The sequence below is a fragment of the Streptomyces sp. NPDC101776 genome (assembly GCF_044766845.1).
Taxonomy (GTDB): domain Bacteria; phylum Actinomycetota; class Actinomycetes; order Streptomycetales; family Streptomycetaceae; genus Streptomyces.
This window is the reverse complement of the sequence record NZ_JBIWMV010000006.1, coordinates 21,205-39,854: the sequence shown is the minus strand read 5'-3', so window position 1 is coordinate 39,854 and position 18,650 is coordinate 21,205. Positions and strand designations below refer to the sequence as shown.

15 protein-coding genes and 1 tRNA gene are annotated in these 18,650 nt (G+C 68.9%); 10 read left to right on the top strand and 6 right to left on the bottom strand.

All coding sequences use genetic code 11. From position 1 onward, the window contains the following. Positions 1-189 precede the first annotated feature (189 nt). Positions 190-1,302 (top strand): DUF475 domain-containing protein, encoded by a 1,113-nt coding sequence (locus ACIRRY_RS20790; RefSeq protein ID WP_403974705.1) that lies wholly within the window; start codon positions 190-192, stop codon positions 1,300-1,302. Here the strand turns inward: ACIRRY_RS20790 and ACIRRY_RS20785 are convergent. The 3 genes from ACIRRY_RS20785 to ACIRRY_RS20775 all read right to left on the bottom strand — a co-directional run bounded on the left by ACIRRY_RS20785 (position 1,299) and on the right by ACIRRY_RS20775 (position 3,186). Then, entirely contained in the window at positions 1,299-1,709 is a 411-nt protein-coding gene (locus ACIRRY_RS20785; protein WP_403974703.1) for a hypothetical protein, read from the bottom strand. The genes ACIRRY_RS20790 and ACIRRY_RS20785 overlap by 4 nt on opposite strands. A 103-nt stretch (positions 1,710-1,812) precedes the next feature. Next, positions 1,813-1,885 (bottom strand) — tRNA-Arg (locus ACIRRY_RS20780). A gap of 389 nt (positions 1,886-2,274) precedes the next feature. Continuing rightward, positions 2,275-3,186: a helix-turn-helix transcriptional regulator gene (locus ACIRRY_RS20775; protein ID WP_403974700.1), complete on the bottom strand. Its 912-nt coding sequence runs from the start codon at positions 3,184-3,186 to the stop codon at positions 2,275-2,277. A 143-nt stretch (positions 3,187-3,329) separates the two neighbouring features. Here ACIRRY_RS20775 and ACIRRY_RS20770 point away from each other — a divergent pair, with 143 nt between their 5' ends. After that, positions 3,330-4,271, top strand: a complete 942-nt coding sequence (locus tag ACIRRY_RS20770) for an NADP-dependent oxidoreductase (protein WP_403974698.1) — start codon at positions 3,330-3,332, stop codon at positions 4,269-4,271. A gap of 543 nt (positions 4,272-4,814) precedes the next feature. Here ACIRRY_RS20770 and ACIRRY_RS20765 read toward each other — a convergent pair. Beyond that, the gene (locus tag ACIRRY_RS20765; RefSeq protein ID WP_403974695.1) at positions 4,815-4,985 is read right to left on the bottom strand and encodes a hypothetical protein; all 171 of its coding nucleotides are present in this window, start codon (positions 4,983-4,985) and stop codon (positions 4,815-4,817) included. 236 nt (positions 4,986-5,221) lie between these two features. Between ACIRRY_RS20765 and ACIRRY_RS20760 the strand changes: the two genes are divergently transcribed. Beyond that, the gene (locus ACIRRY_RS20760; protein WP_403974692.1) at positions 5,222-6,709 is read left to right on the top strand and encodes an aldehyde dehydrogenase; all 1,488 of its coding nucleotides are present in this window, start codon (positions 5,222-5,224) and stop codon (positions 6,707-6,709) included. 164 nt (positions 6,710-6,873) lie between these two features. On the opposite strand, the gene ACIRRY_RS20755 is transcribed toward ACIRRY_RS20760, so the two are convergent. After that, positions 6,874-7,374 (bottom strand): flavin reductase family protein, encoded by a 501-nt coding sequence (locus tag ACIRRY_RS20755; RefSeq protein ID WP_403974690.1) that lies wholly within the window; start codon positions 7,372-7,374, stop codon positions 6,874-6,876. A gap of 262 nt (positions 7,375-7,636) precedes the next feature. Continuing rightward, positions 7,637-8,086: a hypothetical protein gene (locus tag ACIRRY_RS20750; protein ID WP_403974688.1), complete on the bottom strand. Its 450-nt coding sequence runs from the start codon at positions 8,084-8,086 to the stop codon at positions 7,637-7,639. Here ACIRRY_RS20750 and ACIRRY_RS20745 point away from each other — a divergent pair. From ACIRRY_RS20745 to ACIRRY_RS20715, 7 genes are all read left to right on the top strand, one after another. Next, complete coding sequence (locus tag ACIRRY_RS20745) at positions 8,073-9,188, top strand: MFS transporter (RefSeq protein WP_403974685.1); 1,116 nt, start codon at positions 8,073-8,075, stop codon at positions 9,186-9,188. The genes ACIRRY_RS20750 and ACIRRY_RS20745 overlap by 14 nt on opposite strands. A 712-nt stretch (positions 9,189-9,900) precedes the next feature. Then, complete coding sequence (locus ACIRRY_RS20740; RefSeq protein ID WP_403974682.1) at positions 9,901-10,899, top strand: LacI family DNA-binding transcriptional regulator; 999 nt, start codon at positions 9,901-9,903, stop codon at positions 10,897-10,899. Between the two features lie 488 nt (positions 10,900-11,387). Further along, complete coding sequence (locus tag ACIRRY_RS20735; RefSeq protein WP_403974680.1) at positions 11,388-12,686, top strand: ABC transporter substrate-binding protein; 1,299 nt, start codon at positions 11,388-11,390, stop codon at positions 12,684-12,686. Positions 12,687-12,737: 51 nt separating this feature from the next. Further along, positions 12,738-13,622, top strand: coding sequence for a carbohydrate ABC transporter permease (locus tag ACIRRY_RS20730; RefSeq protein WP_403974677.1), 885 nt, complete (start codon positions 12,738-12,740; stop codon positions 13,620-13,622). A gap of 6 nt (positions 13,623-13,628) precedes the next feature. Continuing rightward, positions 13,629-14,525, top strand: coding sequence for a carbohydrate ABC transporter permease (locus ACIRRY_RS20725; RefSeq protein ID WP_403974674.1), 897 nt, complete (start codon positions 13,629-13,631; stop codon positions 14,523-14,525). Next, positions 14,522-17,155 carry a family 78 glycoside hydrolase catalytic domain gene (locus ACIRRY_RS20720; protein ID WP_403974671.1) on the top strand — a complete coding sequence of 878 codons (2,634 nt, stop codon included), beginning with the start codon at positions 14,522-14,524 and terminating at the stop codon, positions 17,153-17,155. The genes ACIRRY_RS20725 and ACIRRY_RS20720 overlap by 4 nt, the downstream gene beginning before the upstream one ends. Before the next feature lie 58 nt (positions 17,156-17,213). Then, the gene (locus tag ACIRRY_RS20715) at positions 17,214-18,647 is read left to right on the top strand and encodes a family 43 glycosylhydrolase (RefSeq protein ID WP_403974669.1); all 1,434 of its coding nucleotides are present in this window, start codon (positions 17,214-17,216) and stop codon (positions 18,645-18,647) included. The last annotated feature ends 3 nt before the right edge of the window (positions 18,648-18,650 follow it).

The window sequence follows — 18,650 nt, the reverse complement described above, 5'->3', positions numbered from 1 at the left end:
CACGGTGGACACCGCCGAGGAGGGGCCCTGGACCGGAAGGTCGAGGGCCTTTTCCGTGCCCCGCCGCGGTCCCGTTCCCGTCCCCCGACACCTGTACGACAGGCGGTCGTGGTAGACAACGCCGATGATGGTCAGGGCTGTTGATGCCCGGCCCGCGGGCGACCGCGCGACAACAGGAAGGGGCAACCCGTGCTTCTGAAGACCTTCCGCTGGTCGTTCGCGGTCACCGCGCTCGGCCTGGCACTGGGAGTCTGGTACGGCGGCTGGACGGCGTTCGGTGTCATCGCGATCCTCGCCGTGCTGGAGATCTCGCTGTCGTTCGACAACGCGGTGGTCAACGCCGGGATCCTGAAGAAGATGTCGGCCTTCTGGCAGAAGATCTTCCTCACGGTCGGCGTCCTGATCGCGGTCTTCGGCATGCGCCTGGCGTTCCCGGTGGTGATCGTCGCGGTCACCGCGAAGAAGAACCCCTTCGAGGCGGTGAACCTGGCGCTGACCGACAAGGACCGCTACGAACAGCTGGTCACCGACGCCCACCCGGCGATCGCGGCCTTCGGCGGCATGTTCCTGCTCATGATCTTCCTCGACTTCATCTTCGAGGACCGCGACATCAAGTGGCTGGGCTGGCTGGAACGCCCGCTCGCCAAACTCGGCAAGGTCGACATGCTGTCGGTCTGCATCGCCCTGATCGTCCTGCTGATCACCTCGTTCACCTTCGCGGCCCACGCCCACCAGCACGGCGGCACCCACGCGGACAAGGCCCAGACGGTCCTGGTCTCCGGCATCGCCGGCCTGATCACCTACATGATCGTCGGCGGCCTCTCCGGCTTCTTCGAGAACCGCCTGGAGGCGGAGGAGGAACGGGAACGCGAGAGCGACCGCTCGGCGGTGGTCCTGGCCGGCCAGGCCGCCTTCTTCATGTTCCTGTACCTGGAAGTCCTGGACGCGTCCTTCTCCTTCGACGGCGTGATCGGCGCGTTCGCCATCACCAACGACATCGTCCTGATGGCGCTGGGCCTGGGCATCGGCGCGATGTACGTCCGCTCACTGACGGTCTACCTGGTCCGCCAGGGCACGCTCGACGACTACGTCTACCTGGAGCACGGCGCCCACTACGCGATCGGCGCCCTGGCCGTGATCCTGATGGTCACCATCCAGTACCAGATCAACGAGGTCATCACGGGGCTGGTCGGCGTCGTCCTGATCGGCTGGTCGTTCTGGTCGTCGGTACGGCGGAACCGGGCGTTGGCGGAGACGGGGCAAGGGGCGGCCGAGGCTGTGGACACGGCGAGGGTTCCCTAGCGCCGGCGCTGGGACACCGACGCCGTGTGCAGTGCGTCGAATGCCTCCTCAAGTTCCGACGTCGCGATCGGATCGATCTCGAACTGCACATGGCACGCGGTGTCGTCGCCGTTCGGGGTCAAGCGCACGAAGAAGGCGAAACCGTCCCCGACCGGCTCCGCGTTCAGCGTCAGTGGGTTGTCACGACCAGGAGTGACTGCCGCCGAGAAGCGCCCACGCGACGGCGCGACCAGGTGAGAGCGGATCCGCGTCACGAAGTCCGCGACCTCCGCGGTGCCGAGCTCCACGGTGAAGTCGGCCCTCAGGCAGGAGTACCAGTCCGCGGTGACCCGCCAGACGTCCCCACCGGCACGAGCCGGCTCCCACCACGCGCCGTCGTCGCCGAGGCGTATCCGCGGCTGCTCCATCGTCGCCCCTCGCCGTCCGTCCCCGGGCGCAGGTTCCCATGAAACGGCCCCGAACCCTGTCGCGGGTTCGGGGCCGTCGTCGTTGTCCTGGCACTTCACACTGTGCCCTCGGCAGGATTCGAACCTGCGACACCGGCTTTAGGAGAGCCGTGCTCTATCCCCTGAGCTACGAAGGCGGGGGCTTGTGGAACCTTGGAGAAAACCCAGGAGACGGATCTTCGGCGAGGATCACAAGCCCGCTGGTCAGACATGGTGCAACAGCCTCCGCAGTCTTGCTTGAGCAGACGACGCAGCGCACCAACAGCCGACCAGGGACAGCGTAGCGGATGCGCGCCAGCGAGCGGCATCGGTATGAGGCGCAGACGAACAGGGCGGCAGGCCAGAGCGCATCTGGCCTGCTGCTTCTGGAGTCTGCGCCGCTTGATTGGTGGACACTGAGGGACCGGGAGTCGACGGCGGCAGGTCCGTTCTGTTCCCTGCGTCAGCTTGTGTGTGTTGAGGGGACTTGGCACATCTCTCGGTGCCTGGCCCGACAGGACACTTTCGAAGCAGGACCAACGGACGCTCAAGCGGTTGGCGAACTCGCGTCCCCGTCGGACTCGGATACCGCGGCGGGAACTTCCTGACCGGCCGGGTCGGATCGGTCGGCGACCCAGCTCAGCAGCATCCCGAGGGCCTCAGCCGTCGGTGAGCCGGGCTGCGGCAGGTAGGTGAGCAGTGAGCGATCGGGGCGTGCGGGCACGCTCAGTACGTGGTAGTCGAACTGGAGCGTGCCGACGACCGGGTGCACGATACGGATGACCCCCAGCCGCTTCTCCCGTACGTCGCCGGTCGCCCACAGCTGCCGGAACGGCTCGCTGCGGATGGCCAGTTCACCGACCAGCGCTGCCAGCTTGGCGTCGTCGGGCCGACGCCCCGTGAGCAGGCGCAGTTGGGCGACCGTCTCAGCGGCGATCGCCTCCCAGTTCGCGTACCGGGCCCGGGCCTCGGGGTGCAGGAACATCTCTCGTGCCGCGTTGCGGGGCTGCGGCATGCCGCTCACGTCGAACACGGCCTCGGCCGCGGCGTTTGCCGCCACGATGTCGAGGCGGGCGTCGAGCAGCAACGCGGGTGCGTCTCCCATGGCCTCCAGCAGCCGAATCAGCGGCTCGTCGGGCACCACTCTCGATGCCCGTCGCGTGGTTCTCGCCTCGGCGTCGGCTCGACGCGGGCGGGCCAGGTTTCGAAGGTGCTCGCTCTCCACGTCCGAGAGGGAGAGCGCCTGTGCGACGGCGTCGAGCACCTGGTCGGAGACCTGCGCGGTCCGCCCCTGCTCCAGGCGTTGGTAGTAGTCCGGGCTGACCCCGGCGAGCAGGGCGACCTCCTCGCGTCGCAGCCCCGGCACCCGCCGCCGCGTGAGAGTCGGGGGCAGCCCCGCCTGTTCAGGGGTGATGCGCTCGCGTCGGGTGCGCAGGAACTCACCGATGGTCGTCTCCATCCCATCGACGGTACGCCGTCGCCGACCGCCCTGCCTCGCCCTGCTGGACCCAGGTAACTGCGGACCTTCCTCGCAGCTCACCGGTGGACGAATGTCGGACCCGTGCCTTCCACACGGGACGCGCGGAGAGAAGGACAGGACAGATGCGTGCAGCAGTAGTCAGGGAGTTCGGCGGCCCCGAGACGATCGAGGTCGTCGAGGTGGCGACACCCGAACCGGGGCCCGGAGAAGTACTGGTCAAGGTGGCCGGCGCCACGGTCAACTTCGCCGACGTCATGACGCGCACGGGCCTCACCGTCCAGTACGGCGCGACCGCCGCACGCCCGCAGTTCGGCCTCGGCACGGATGTGGCCGGCACGGTCGCCGCGCTCGGCGAGGGCGTCACCAGGTTCGCCGTCGGCGACCCCGTCCTCGGCACGCAGGAGCGACTGGACCGGCCGTTGGGGACGCAGGCCGAGTACGTCGTAATGGAAGAGTGGGAACTCGCCCCGGCGCCGGGTGGAACAGACCTGGTGCACCTGGCCACGGTCGGGCTGAACGCGACCACCGCCGACCAGGCGCTGGACGCGCTGGCTCTGGAGCCGGGTCAGTGGCTGCTGGTCTCGGGCGCCGCCGGCGGGGTCGGGCTCTTCACGGTCGAGCTTGCGCGGCTGCGGGGGCTGAACGTGATCGCCCAGGCCGGACCGGGCGACGAGAAGCTCGTCCTTCAGGCCGGTGCGCAGCTTTTCGTCTCACGCGACGACGACCTTGTCCCCACGGTGCGCCGGCTGGTACCGGGCGGTGTGGACGGTGCGGTCGACGCGGCCAACCTGGCCGCGGGGGCGGCGGACGCCGTACGGCACGGCGGTGCGTTCGTGTCGCTGCTCAACTCCGCGCCCCAGTCGCGCCGCGAAGTGCGGATGACCGATCTGGCGTGGCACACCGACGCCGAGCGTCTGGCCAAGCTGGCGGCCTATGCGGGCGCCGGTCTGATCAGCCTGCGGGTGGCGAAGACCTACCCCCTGGAGCAGATCGCCGATGCCCACCACGCCCTCGCGGCGGGCGGGCTCCGAGGCCGGATCGTCTTGGTCCCCGACCATGCGTGACAGGAACCTGGTCGCGAAGTAGAGATGCGGGGGCGCACGGTGGTCGTCACCGGGTGGCTCCACTGGCCCGGGGCTCGGCGCCGCCGAGGGTGTCACCGTCTACCTTGTCGCCCGCCGGAAGTCCGAGCTCGACCTCGCGGTCGTCGGGCTGGGCCCTTCCACGGTCGCGGCCCGCTCCGACGTGACCCTCAACGACGATCTCGACCAGCTCTACGCCACGAGTGGCCAATGCCGGCGTACCGTCGTCCGGCAGTCCGGCAGGTGTGGGACCGGGTCGGTGACAAAGCACAGCAGCCGGTGATCACCGCTCTGGAGACCGGCTCGCTGCGCTGCACCGACCTGCAGCGCAGCGCGTCGAGCAGTGGTCCTTCGGTACAGCGATCATGCGCTCCACCCCGGTACGGAGCGGGCGCTGCCAGTTGGTCATCGCGTTCTGGGCTGCCGCGGCGACCTGGTCGAGGCTCCCGGCAAGGGGTTGCCCCATCGAGCCGATGGGGCAGCCCCAGTAGGGCTGTGCCCTGTAGACGGCCATGACGCCTCACGCTACTTCGGCCACAACTCCCAGGAGACGAGCCTCTCCAGGTAGGGCCGTTGGGCGCCCAGCAACCGTACGGACTGCCGTTGTGTGAGCGCCCCGCCGTGGGCGGGCCAGGTTGCGAAGGGCTCGGTCTCCACGTCCGAGAGGGCGAGCGCCTGTGCGACGGCATCGAGCATCTGGTCGGAGACCTGCGTGTACGCCCCTGCTCCAGGCGTTGGTAGCAGGGCGGGCTGACCACGGCGAGCAGGGCGACCTCCTCGTCTCCACCTCATCGACGTTACGCCGCCGCCGTCAGCCATGCCTGGCCCTGCCGGACCCAGGTAACAGCGGACCTTCCTCGCAGCTCACCGGCGGACGAGCGTCAGACCTGCGCCTTCCACACGGGACGCGCAGAGAGAAAGAGGAGTTCTCCATGGAACGCCAGGATCAGTCAGCCCCCGTGGTCGAGCGGGACCTGTTCATCGGCAACGAGTGGCGTCCGAGCGCGGACGGTCGCTCGCAGTCGCTGGTCAACCCGGCGACGGAAGAGCAGTTCGGCAGGGTCGCGCTGGCATCGAGTGCCGACGTGGATGCCGCGGTGCGGGCCGCGCGGACCGCGTTCGACGAAGGGCCCTGGCCCCACCTCTCCCTGAAGGAGCGGGCCGACTACATGCTCGCGCTCGCCGACGAGATCGAGCAGCACGCCGACGCCATCACCGAGGTGGTGACGGCCGAGACCGGGCTCGTTCTCGGTGCCGCCCGCGGAAACCCGCTGGCCTTCGCCGGCTTGCTGCGCTACTACGCGAGCCTCGCCGACTCGACCGAACTCCACGAGGTCCGCACCGGCCTGACCGGCGCCACCGCGCGCATCGAGAAGCGGCCCGTCGGTGTCGTGGCCGCGATCGTGCCGTGGAACGCGCCGCTCGGCCTTGCAGCCTTCAAGCTTCCCCCGGCGCTCCTGGCCGGCTGCACGATCATCATGAAGCCATCCGACTTCTCACCGCTGAGCGCCGGCTACGTCGCGGACGCCGCACTCAAGGTCGGGCTGCCTGCCGGTGTGATCAACGTCCTCACCGCCGGTCCCGAGCAGAGCCAGGAACTCGTCAGCCACCCGGGCGTGGACAAGGTCACGTTCACCGGATCGACGGGCGTCGGGCGCGCGATCGCCGCGGCCGCGGCCCCCACCCTCAAGCAGGTCACGCTCGAACTCGGTGGCAAGTCCCCGGCGGTGATCCTGCCGGACGCGGATCTCGACCGGATCGTCCACACGCTGACGATCAACGTCTGCAACAACAACGGCGCGGTGTGCACGAACCCGAGCCGGCTGATCGTTCCGGAAAGCCGCAAGGACGAGATCGTCGGGGCGCTCGCCGAAGCGTTCGCGCGTGTCAAGGTCGGGGATCCGACCGACCCGGACACGACGGTCGGCCCCATGATCAACAAGGCGCACTACGAGAAGGTCCTCGGCTTCTTCGAGACGGCCCGGCAGGAAGGCGCGACGTTCGCCGTCGGCGGTGGCCGCGCGCCCGGGTTCGACAAGGGCTACTACGTCCTGCCGACCATCATCACCGACGTGACGCCCGATTCCCGGGTCGCGCAGGAGGAGATCTTCGGCCCCGTGACCGCGGTGCTCACCTACCGCGACGAGGACGAGGACGAGGCGATCCGGCTGGCCAACGACACCGAGTTCGGGCTCAACGCCGCCGTCTTCAGCGGCGACGAGCAGCGTGCGCTCGAGGTCGCCCGCAAGATCCACAGCGGTACGGTATCGATCAACAACGGCATCACCATCGATCTCGGGGTGCCCTTCGGCGGCGTCAAGCAGTCGGGCTACGGGCGCGAACTCGGCCCCGAGGGTCTCGACGCCTTCTACAACACGCACGCGATCTTCCTCGACGGCGAGCCGGTCGTGACGCTCTAGCGTCGCGTGGACGACCGGGGTCCGACGCCACGGAGACGGAGCCCGGCCAACCCCAGGCCACCGCACTGGAGGCCCTTCTGTCCGGAAGGCCTCCGGTGCGCCCTACGAGTGGCCGAAGGGCGGAGGACGAGTTCCGATCGGCGGTATCACAGCCGAGCCAACTGTCATCGGCTTCGTACAAGCTCAAGGGGCTGGAAAACGCGCTGGTAATAGAGGGTTGGGGTGCCCTCGCCCAGGCGTGCGTCGTCGACGCGGCCGAGGAGGATGGTGTGATCGCCGGCCGGGTGGATGTCGTAGGTGCTGCATTCGAGGGTGACGGCGGCGGCGTCGAGCACGGGAAGTCCGTGCTCGTCGAGGGCGAAGCGGGGGTGCGCGGACTTGTCGGCGCCCCGGGTGGCGAACCGCGTGGCGAGTTCGGTGTGTTCGTCGGTGATGACGTGGACGAGCCAGTGTTCGCCGCTGGTGAAGGCGGGGTGGCATTCGGCGCTGTCCGCCAGGCACACCAGGATCAGCGGGGGTTCCATCGAGAGCGAGCAGAACGAGGTCGCCGTGAACCCGCGCCACTGTCCGGGCTCGTCGGCAGTGGTGACGATGGTGACGCCGGAGGGGAAGGACGCCATGGCCTCTCGGAAACGGCGTGTTGCGATGCTGATGGGGTCTGTCATACGGGCGTTCACTCCCGCCAAGTGCGTGATGGAGATCGGGCCTCGTGTGCGTGGTGCGCAGGAAGGCGATGAGGGTTGGGGGGCGCGGGTACGGCCGTTGGTTCGGGACAGCGCCGTCGTCGGTGACTTCTGTGGTGTTCCGGCCGGAGTGAGCCAGGCTGGGCTCGACGGGCTGGGCGAGTACGTCCTTGTGATGCCGCCGGGATGGTGACCCCACCCCGTGCCCGCTCCGATCAACCGCCGTGCGGAGACCGGGTCGGCCTCAGAGCACGCAGCCGATGTGCGCCTTGGTGAACGGCAGTTCCACCGGGGTGCCGAACAGCGTGGTGGCATACAGGCCGGCCTGGTTCTCGTAGATCGCGATGGGCTGGTTGCGCATGCCCATCAGGTCGCGCAGGTAGTGCTGGAACAGCTTGTCGCTGCCCATGACGGCGCCACCGCCGATCTCGAACACCTTGGTGACCGCGCCGAGGCACTGGCCGACGGCCTGGGAGGCCTCGAACCGGGACTGAACGCGCGTCTCGGCGGAGATCGGCACGCCCGCGACGACGTCGGCGTAGACGGGGTCCCAGGTGCGCGGGATGCGCGCACGCGCGTCCCTGACCATGGTCACGGCCTCGGCCAGCCGGGTGTGGAGGGCCGCGTTCTGGGCGGCCGGCCCGCCGGTCGTGGCCGACATGCGGCGCCGGTTGTCGTCGATGAAGGCGTCCACGACCTTTCCGGCCGGCAAGCCACGCAACACGGCCATGGGTGTGTACGCGGCCATGGCAGGCGTCGGCGCCACCGTCGGCCTGCTGCTGGGCGGTGTGCTGACCGACGCGCTCGACTGGCGCTGGGTGTTCTTCATCAACATCCCCATCGGCCTGGCCGTCCTCGCCGGCACGAAGTCCCTCGTCGAGGCCGAGCGGCACCCCGGCCGCCTGGACGTCCCCGGCGCCATCACCGGCACCGGCGGTCTGATAGCCCTCGTCTACGGCATCACGCGCGGCGGCGAGCACGGCTGGACCACCGGCCCGACGCTGGCGTCCTTCGCGACGGCCGCCGTACTCCTGGCGGCGTTCCTCGTCATCGAGGTACGCGCCGCGAAGCCGATGATGCCGCTGCGGCTGTTCAAGGACCGCAACCGCTCCGGCAGTTACGGCACGATGCTGTTCATCGGCGCGGGCCTGTTCGCCATGTTCTACTTCCTGACGCTCTACATGCAGCTGATCCTCGGCTACAGCGCCATCAGGACCGGCTTCGCCTTCCTGCCCTTCACCATCGGCATGGGTACCGCCGCCGGCCTGAGCTCCAAGTTGGTCACCCGCCTGTCCCCCCGGCTGATCGCCGGACCGGGCCTGCTGGTCGGCGCCGGCGGCATGCTCTGGTTCGCCGGCCTGGAGCCCGACTCCTCCTACGCCGGACATCTGCTGCCCGCGATGTTCGTCACCGCGGTCGGGCTCGGCCTGAGCTTCGTCCCGATGACGCTGGGCGCGGTGAGCGGGGTGGACCACCAGGACACCGGTATGGCCTCGGCGCTCCTGAACACCGCCCAGCAGATCGGCGGGGCACTCGGGCTCGCGGTCCTGTCGACCATCTCCACCTCCGCCGCGAACGACAAGCTGCCCGATGCCGCCTCGTCCTTCTTCAGGGGCCGGGCCACCCGGGATCTTCCCTTGGTCGCGAAGGCGAGCGAGGCGCTGACCCACGGCTACACCATGGCCTTCATCGCCTCGGGCGCCATGTTCCTGGGCGGACTGGCGGTCACGTTCCTGGCAATGAACGCGGGCAGGCAGGAGCACACCGAGGGTACGGCGCCCGTCCACATGGGCTGACCGCGGCCTCCGTCAACACCGACCGATCCCGCACCGGGCGGCGTACCGTGCCCGGCACGATCACGACCCTGTACGGCGGAGGCGCCACACCACGACGCCTCCGCCGTACAGGAGCGGGCACACATGACGCCCCCTCATCCGGCACTGAAAGGCGCTGAAAACCTGCCACCGTGCCGGTGAGCGCGGCCTGACGGATGTGCAGCGGCTCGTGGTTCGTGTTGCGCGGCAACAGTAGGCGGCCGTCTCGATGTCCTGAGGCCGGCGATCCGGCGGCCCGCCCAGCCACTCGGCAGACTGAAGCCGTGCCGTAGCGATGGCACACCTGGGGAGATGCCGTGGGGGTGGTGCGGCGCCTTGGGCTGCCGCGTGCGATGGCCCGCTGATTGATGCGCTTTAATGAGGCGGGCAGAGCAGACTCGCACACTCCCTGGCATACCGCTATGTTTCGGTCGGCGGGTGCTGGCCGGTGATCGCGTCGGAGGAGGTCGGTGCTGCACTGTGAACTGCTGTTATTCGATGGTCCTAGCCGTTCTTGGTGTTTTGTTGGACCCAAGGAATTAGAACGCTTCAACGCGCGTCATGTACTCTGCGACTTGTCCGCGGCAGCCTGGTCACTGTGGGTGCCGTGCGGTCCGGGGTTGAATGAGACCGGAAGTCGAGGAGCGCTGTGGCAACCGCCCGTCCGCGAGTACAGGGGCATGCCGGTCCGAGCATGCAGGACGTCGCCGACGCCGCGGGCGTCTCGGTCGGCACGGTCTCCAACGTCCTCAACCATCCGGCGAAGGTGAGTCCGGCGACGGCGCAACGCGTCCGCCAAGCCATCGGCCGACTGGGTTTCGTGCGCAATGACGCCGCCCGGTCGCTGGTGTCGGGCTCGACCAACAGCGTCGGCATGGTGCTCGCCGACATCGAGAACTCCCTGTTCATCGACATGGCGCACGGTGCGCAGGACGCCGCTCGCGCGGTCGGCCAGAACCTTCTGCTCGCGAACACGGCGTGCGACATGACGCTTCAGGACAACTACCTGGACCTCTTCGACGAGTCCCGGGTCACCGGTGTACTGCTGGCTCCGATGGAGGACTCCTCAGCCGGCATCGCCCGCATCCGGTCGCACGGGCGCCAGGTCGTGCTCCTCAACTACGCTCCGAGACCGGGAACTTGCTGCTCGGTGCTGGTCAACAACGAGCACGTCGGATATCTCGCGGCCCGCCATCTCATCGACACCGGGCGCACGCGACTGGCCTATGCGGTCGCGCACGACGACTATCAGCCCGTGCGCGACCGGCGCCGGGGGGTGCACGCGGCGGTCGAGGAAGCGGGCCCCGGTGTCACCCTGGAGGAGATCGACAGCGTCGGCCTGACCGCGGCTCACGGGCATGTGGTTGGGCAGGATCTCGCGCGACGTACCCCCGGCGAGCTGCCGGACGGCCTGATCGCCGTCACCGATGACCTGGCCAACGCCATCATTCATGAGCTGCACACCGTGGCGGGGGTCCGCGTGCCCGAACAGGTCGCGGTCGTCGGCTGCGAGAACAACCGCACGGCCGGCACCGCGGCGGTACCGCTGACCGCGGTGGACATGCCGGGCCGGATAATGGGGCAGGAAGCGATCCGGCTGCTGATGGACGAGGTGGCCTCGGGCGGCCAGCATCGTCATGCCACCGTCGTGCTGGAGCCCGAGCTGATCGTCCGCGCCAGCGCGCCGAGCTGATCCTCCGCGACACCGCGCCGACACTGCGCCAAGCTCTCCGCCGACAGCGTCGCGACGTGCTGTCGGCGCTCCGCGGCACCAGGCGACCGGGCGGGCAGTCAGTCCCCGCGCTCATCGGATTGCGGCCGAACCGAGTGGACTTCGCCCGAACTGCGCCCGTCCGCAGCGCTGATCGTCCACATCGGCCTGCCGCGCTGATCGGCAGTTCGTCACCTGAGCAGGCTGGGCGAAGTCGACTACGGTTCGACAACGCCCTCATGGGGCGCGGGGAACTGCGCGACCAGCCACGATGGCGCCGCAGCCGAACGACGGCACCACGCGGCACTTCCAGCGGAGCGTCTCGCGCTCACGGCGGTCCAGTCGGCCGCCCCCGCAGATGCGGTTCGGAAACATCCCCGACAGATCCTTGACACACGCAGAAACGGGTCATAGGTTCCCGGCATCCCTCCATTGAAGCGTTTCAACGCACTGCGCGCCGAGGAGCACCTGTGCACAAGACCCTCAGAACCCGCCGTATCACCCTGCTGGCGACCGCTGCCACCGGGAGTCTGCTGCTGAGCGCCTGCGGCGGCGGGAGCGCCTCGGGCAGCGACGTCAAGGCGTTCACCCTCACCATCAACGACGACAACCACATCGTGCAGCAGGAGCTCACCACCCTGGGCAAGGGCTCGTGCGCGGCGCAGGACAAGGCTCTGCCGCTGAAGATCCAGACGCTGCCGATCGGCAACGTCGACCAGAAGGTGCAGCTTCTCGCCGGTCAGAACGCCCTGCCGGTGCAGTTCGCGGCGGGAGGCACCCCGCAGCTCACCAAGACGCTGGACAAGGCCGGGCAGGTGCTCGACCTGGAGAAGACGCTCAAGGACCTCGGCGTCTGGAACGACATCCAGCCGGCCGCCGTCAAGACCGTCGAGAACCTCTACGGCAAGTTCAACGTGATGCCCTACCAGTTCAACATCGAGGGCATCTGGTACAACAAGAAGCTCTTCGCCGACCACGGCATCGCCGTCCCGGCCACGTACGACCAGTTGGTCGCGGCGGCGGCGAAGCTCAAGGGCGCCGGCGTCACCGCGTTCTCCGCGGACGGCAAGGAAGGCTGGCCCCTCACCCGCCTGATCAGCGGTTACATCTACCGCGAACTCGGCCCTGACGCCCTGCGGGCGGTCGCGGACGGCAAGGCCAAGCTGACGGACCCCGCCTATGTGAAGGCCGCGCAGGCCATCGCCGACCTGGGCAAGGCGGGCTACTTCGGCAAGGGCGTCGGATCGATCGACTACGACACGGCATCACAGCAGTTCCTGACCGGCAAGGCCGCGATGTACTACATGGGCAGTTGGGCGCTCGGCGACTTCAACGACCCGGCCAAGAACAAGATCGGCGCGGACAACGTCGGCTTCATGCCGTTCCCGGCCGTCGCGGGCGGTAAGGGCAGCACGGACCAGATCCCGGCCAACGTCGGCCTCCCGGTCGCCGTCTCCGCGAAGTCCTACAACGCCGAGGTCGGCGACTGGCTCTCCTGCATCAGCAAGAACTACGGCGCCGCCTCGCTGAAGGACCAGGGCACCGTCTCCGGGTTCAAGCCGAGCGGCGACACCGGCACACTGCCGCCGCTCACCCAGACCGTCCAGGACACCATCACCAAGACCAAGACCAGCACCCTGTGGTTCGAGGCGCTCTTCAACACCAAGGCGACCGAGACCAGCCAGACGAACGCCGCGTCGCTCGTCAACGGATCCCTCTCGGCCAAGGACTTCATGCAGAAGATCCAGGCGGATCTCGACAACGGCTGACCCGTCCGCACCACCGTGATCCGCGCCAACCCCCTTTGTGAGAGAGCCGTCATGCGTTCCGTTCTGGGAGACCGCCGTGCCATCGCCGTCCTGCTGGGCCCGGCGCTGCTGGTGTACACCCTGGTCATGCTGGTACCGATGGGCTGGTCCCTCGGCTACACCTTCTTCAAGGGCAACGTCATCGAGGGCTTCACCTTCGGGGGGCTCGGCAACTTCGACAAGCTCTGGCACGACCCGCAGGCGCACTCGGCGCTGTGGTTCACCTTCAAGTACGCGATCGCCGTCAGTGCCGGGCAGGTCCTCTGCGGGTATCTGCTCGCGCTGCTCTACGTGTTCGTCCTGCGCAAGTCGTCCGCGGTCGTCCGTACCCTGGTGTTCTTCCCGGTGATCCTGCCGACGGTCGCCGTGGCCCTGATGTTCCAGAAGCTCTTCGCCGTGGCGCCGCAGAACGGCCTGGCCAACGTCGCTCTCGAAGGGCTCGGCATCCACCACGGCGACTGGTTCGCCGGCGCGGGCGGCTCCTTCGTCGTCCTGGTCGTCATGGACGTATGGCGCTCCATGGGCTTCTACGGCGTCCTCATCTTCGCCGGGCTCCTCGACATCCCCGACGAGACCCTCGAGTCGGCGCGGATGGACGGCGCCACCGGATGGCGGCTGATCCGGCACATCGTCCTGCCCTTGTCCGCGCCCGTTCTGTTGTCCTCGGTCGTGTTCAGCATCAACGGCACCCTCAAGGTCTTCGACTCGGTCCTCGCCCTGACCAACGGCGGACCGGGCAGCGACACGACGCCCCTGACCCTCTACATGTTCCGCACCGCGTTCTCCTACGGCGACTACGGCTACGGCAGCACCATCGCCTCGCTGCTCACCGTCGTCTGCCTGGGGGTCACCCTCATCATCTTCCGCTTCTCGCGCCGCGACCTGACCAAGGGCTGAACCTCCATGACCGACACCATGACGGCTCCGCCGCGGGAAAACCTGGCCCGTCCCCGGCCGGGCGCCGTCCGAGGGCGAGCGTACGCCCGGCGCCTGACGCGGAACCTGCTCGTCGCCCTGCTGGTCGCCGTCGAGGTGGCGCCGCTGCTGTGGCTGCTGCTGAGCTCCTTCAAGAGCCAGTCCGAGTTCGTCAACGACCCCGCCTGGTCGCTGCCGGGCAAGTGGGACCTGCACAACTACGCCGACGCCTGGACGAGCGGGCACGTCGGCCTCTACATCCGCAACAGCCTCCTGGCCACCGCGCCCTCGCTCGCCCTCATCATCGTCCTCGGCACGGCCGCCGGCTTCGCCCTGGAGGTCATGATCTGGCGCGGACGCCACCAGGTCCTCCTGGTCTTCCTGCTGGGCATCATGGTGCCCAGCCAGATGATCCTGCTGCCCCTGTTCCGGGTGTACTTCCAGAGCGGGCTCTCCGGCACGATGTGGCCGCTGATCATCACCTACACCGCGGTCGGCCTCCCGCTCACCGTCTTCATGATGGCCACCTACTTCCGGGCCGTCCCGCGCGAGATCTTCGAAGCCGCCACCCTCGACGGGGCGAGCATGCTCACCGCGTTCTGGCGGATCGGATTCCCCGTCGTCCGCAACGCCGTCTTCACGGTCGCGCTGGTGCAGTTCTTCTTCATCTGGAACGACCTGCTCGTCTCGCTCACCTTCACCACCGACGACAGCCTGCGCACCATCCAGGTGGGGCTGCTCAACTTCACCGGGCAGTACGGCGAGACGGCCTACGGACCGCTGTTCGCCGCGATCAGCATCAACGTCGTCGGCGCCCTGGTGCTCTACCTGCTGATCAACCAGCGCATCATCAAGGGCCTGACCGCCGGGGCGGTGAAGGGATGAGCGACGCGCGGATACCCGCGGTGGACGTCCCGACCGCGGAACATCATCGGGAGCCGTTCGGCATCGGCGAGTCGTCGCCCCGTATCTCCTGGAAGACCACAGCACCTGCCGACTGGACGCAGCAGGCGTACCAGATCGAGGCCACCCGCGCCGACGGGAGGTACCGCACAAACTGGCTGACCTCGCGGGACTCCGTGCTCGTCCCCTGGCCCCTGCGGCCACTGGCGTCCAGGGAAGCCTGCGAGGTCCGGGTGCGGGTCCGCGGAAGTGACCAGGTGACCAGCGACTGGAGTCGACCACTGCGGATCGAGACGGGCCCGCTGACACCGACGGACTGGACGGCCCACGCGATCTCGCCGCACGAGCCGCACGAGCCGCACGAGCCGCACGAGCCGGATAGGCCGGACGCCGAGCGTCGTCCGCCCCTGCTGCGCAAGGAGTTCGCCGTCGCCGCGGACGTCGAGCGCGCACGGCTGTACGTCACCGCCCACGGCCTGTACGAGATCGAGATCAACGGCCGACGGGTCGGCGACCACGCCCTCGCGCCCGGCTGGACCAGCTACCACCACCGACTGCGCTATCAGACGCACGACGTCACCGACCACCTGCGCGCCGGCGCCAACGCCATCGGCGCATGGCTGGCCGACGGCTGGTACCGGGGGCGGCTGGGCTTCGGCGGCGGCCACGCCGACCTGTACGGCGACCGGGTCGCGCTCATCGCCCAACTGGAGATCGTCCACCGCGACGGAACCGTCACCGTCGTCGGCACCGACACCTCCTGGCGCGCCGGCCAGGGCCCCGTCCTCTCCTCGGGACTGCTCGACGGCGAGACCTACGACGCGCGCGAGGAAGCGCCCGGCTGGTCGAGTCCGGGGTTCGACGACGGCGACTGGTCGCCGGTGGACATCGTCGACCGGGACCCGGCGACCCTGGTCGCACCCACCGGCCCGCCGGTGCGCTGCACGCAGGAGATCAGCCCTGTGCTGGTGACCGCCCTCGACGACGACCGGATCCTGGTGGACTTCGGGCAGAACCTGGTCGGCAGGGTCCGTGTCACCGTGTCCGGTCCGGCCGGGCACACCGTCGTCATCCGCCACGCCGAGGTGCTCCAGGACGGAGAGCTGTGCGTGCGACCGCTGCGTGATGCGGTGTCCACCGACCGGTACACCCTGCGCGGCGGCGCCCCCGAAACCTGGGAGCCGCGCTTCACCCTCCACGGCTTCCGCTACGCGGAGATCACCGGATGGCGCGGCAGCGGGTTCCCGGGCCGCGACATCGTCGCCCGCGTCCACCACACCGACATGGCCCGCACCGGCTGGTTCGAGTGCTCCAACGAACAGGTCAACCGCTTGCACGAGAACGTGGTGTGGAGCCTGCGCGGCAACTTCGTCGACCTCCCCACCGACTGCCCACAACGTGACGAGCGGCTCGGCTGGACCGGTGACATCCAGGTCTTCGCGCCCACCGCCGCCTTCCTGTACGACTGCCACGGCATGCTCGCGTCCTGGCTGCGAGACGTCGCCGTGGAACAGCACGACGACGGGACCGTCCCCTGGTACGTCCCCGAGATCCCGGGGGGCGAGCAGTGGACCCCCGCCAGACCGGGCGCCGGCTGGGGCGACGTCGTGGCACTCACTCCCTGGGATCTCTACCGGGCCTCGGGCGACACCGCTCTCCTCGCCGCCCAGTACGAGAGCGCACGGCGATGGGTCGACCTCATCACCGAACTCGCCGACGAGTCGGGCCTGTGGAACCGCGGCTACCAACTAGGCGACTGGCTCGACCCGTTCGCACCCCCCGAGGACCCCAGCGCCGGCCGCACCGACCGCCACCTCATCGCCACGGCGTACTACGCCTGGTCCCTGCGGCATGTGGCATGGACCGCCGACGTCCTGGGGCGCGAGGACGACCGCGACCGCTACGGGGAACTCGCGCGACGCGTCCAACAGGCGTTCGCCGACGCGTACCTGCTGCCCGGCGGCCTGATGACCAGCGACACCCAGACCGCCTACGCCGTCGCCCTGCAGTTTGACCTCCTCCCCGATTCCGCGTCCCGGGCCGCCGCGGGACATCGCCTGGCCGAACTGGTCGCGGCGGGCGGGCACACCATCCAGACCGGCTTCATCGGCACTCCGCTCGTGGCACCCGCGCTGAGCGCCGCGCACCATGACGACACCGCCTACGCCCTGCTTCTCCAGCAGGAGTGCCCCTCGTGGCTGTACGCACTCAAACACGACGCCACCACCATCTGGGAACGCTGGGACAGCATGCTGCCCGACGGCACCGTCAATCCCGGCGAGATGACCTCGTTCAACCACTACGCCCTCGGCGCCGTCGCCCAGTGGCTGCACGCCACCGTCGCCGGGCTGACCATGGGCGCGCCGGGCTACCGGGACATCGTCTTCCGCCCGCGACCGGGCGGCGGCCTCACGTGGGCGAGCGCCGCCCACGAGTCACCGTACGGGCGCACGGCGATCCGATGGGAGCTGCGGGAAGCGCATCTCACCGTCGAAACGACCGTGCCCACGGGGACCACGGGACGGATCGAGTGGCCCGACGGAGACGTGAGCACCCTGCCGACCGGGACCACTACCAGCCGACGACGGTATCCCGTCTCCGACTCACACTGACCAGTCCGTGATCTTGGTCGGTTCGCGCCAACACCCCAGCGAAACAAAGGAGTCTCGCATGAGCGGCCATCACACCGCCGATTTGTCCCGCCTCGGAGCGGGCAGACATCGGCAGCGTTCCGTCCTCGCCACGATCCTCATCACCCTCCTGACGGTTCTCGGCCTGAGCACCGCCTCCCCCGCGCAGGCACTCAGCGGTGATCTGCGCATGCACGACCCGAGTGTCATCAAGGTGGGCAGCTGCTACTACGGCTTCTCCACCGGCTTCGAGAACGACCCGCTCAACCCCAGCGGATCCATCACCCTCCGCAAGACGTGCGCCGGCACCGCGGCCTCCGGATGGACCAAGGTCGGCAACATCTGGTCGTCGACCCCGTCCTGGATCACCGCCAAACTCGGTTCGACCCCGCCGAACATCTGGGCCCCGGACATCAAGTACTTCAACGGCGTCTACCACCTGTACTACGCCGGCTCGCTCTGGGGCTCGAACTACGCGGTGATGGGCCTGGCCACCGCCACGAACATCGAGGGCCCCTGGACCGACCAGGGCATGGTCACGGACGTCAACTACCCGATCGACCCCAACGTCGACTGGGGACCGGACGGCCGGCTGTACATCTCCTGGGGCTCATGGACCGGCAGCGGCACGTACATGCACGTCCTGGACCAGACCACGGGCAAGCTCTCCACCACCGACAACAACCTGTGGCACATCGCCGTCGGCATCGAGAACCCGACGATCATCCTCAACGGCGGCTACTACTACCTCTTCGGCTCCAAGGGCACCTGTTGCAGCGGCGTCAACAGCACCTACTACACCGTGGTCGGCCGCTCCAGCAGCATCACGGGGCCGTACCTGGACCAGAACGGCACCGACATGGCCTCCGGTGGCGGGACAACCGTCCTGACCGGCGCCTACCCCAGGGTGGCCGCCGGTGGCGCCGACGCCTACGACGACGGCACGTCCACGTTCCTCGCCTACCACTACTACGACGGCGACAACTCCGGGCAGGAGACCCTCGACATCCGGCAGGTGACCTTCGCGGGCGGCTGGCCGGTCATCGCCGGTCCGCTCGGGGCCTCGAACAACCACCTGCTGAACCGCAACAGCGCCAAGTGCGCGGACGTCTGGTCCCTGAGCACGGCAGACGGGGCGGCGGTGAACTCCGGCAACTGCAACTCCGGGGCAAACCAGCAGTGGGTGCCCACGCCCGTGGGTTCCAACTACGAGCTCGTCAACGTCAACAGCGGCAAGTGTCTGCAGATCTCCGGCGCCTCCACCGCCGACGGTGCGGTGGCCGTCCAGTCGACGTGCACCGGGGCCTCGCACCAGCTGTGGACGAGGACGGCGGTGATCGGCGGCTACGTCACCTTCACCAACGTGCGCAGCGGCAAGTGCCTGGAGGTCGCCGGGGCGTCGACCGCCAACGGCGCCGCCCTGGACCAGGCGGCGTGCACCGCCGGCCCCAACCACCAGTGGATGGTCGTCTGACGC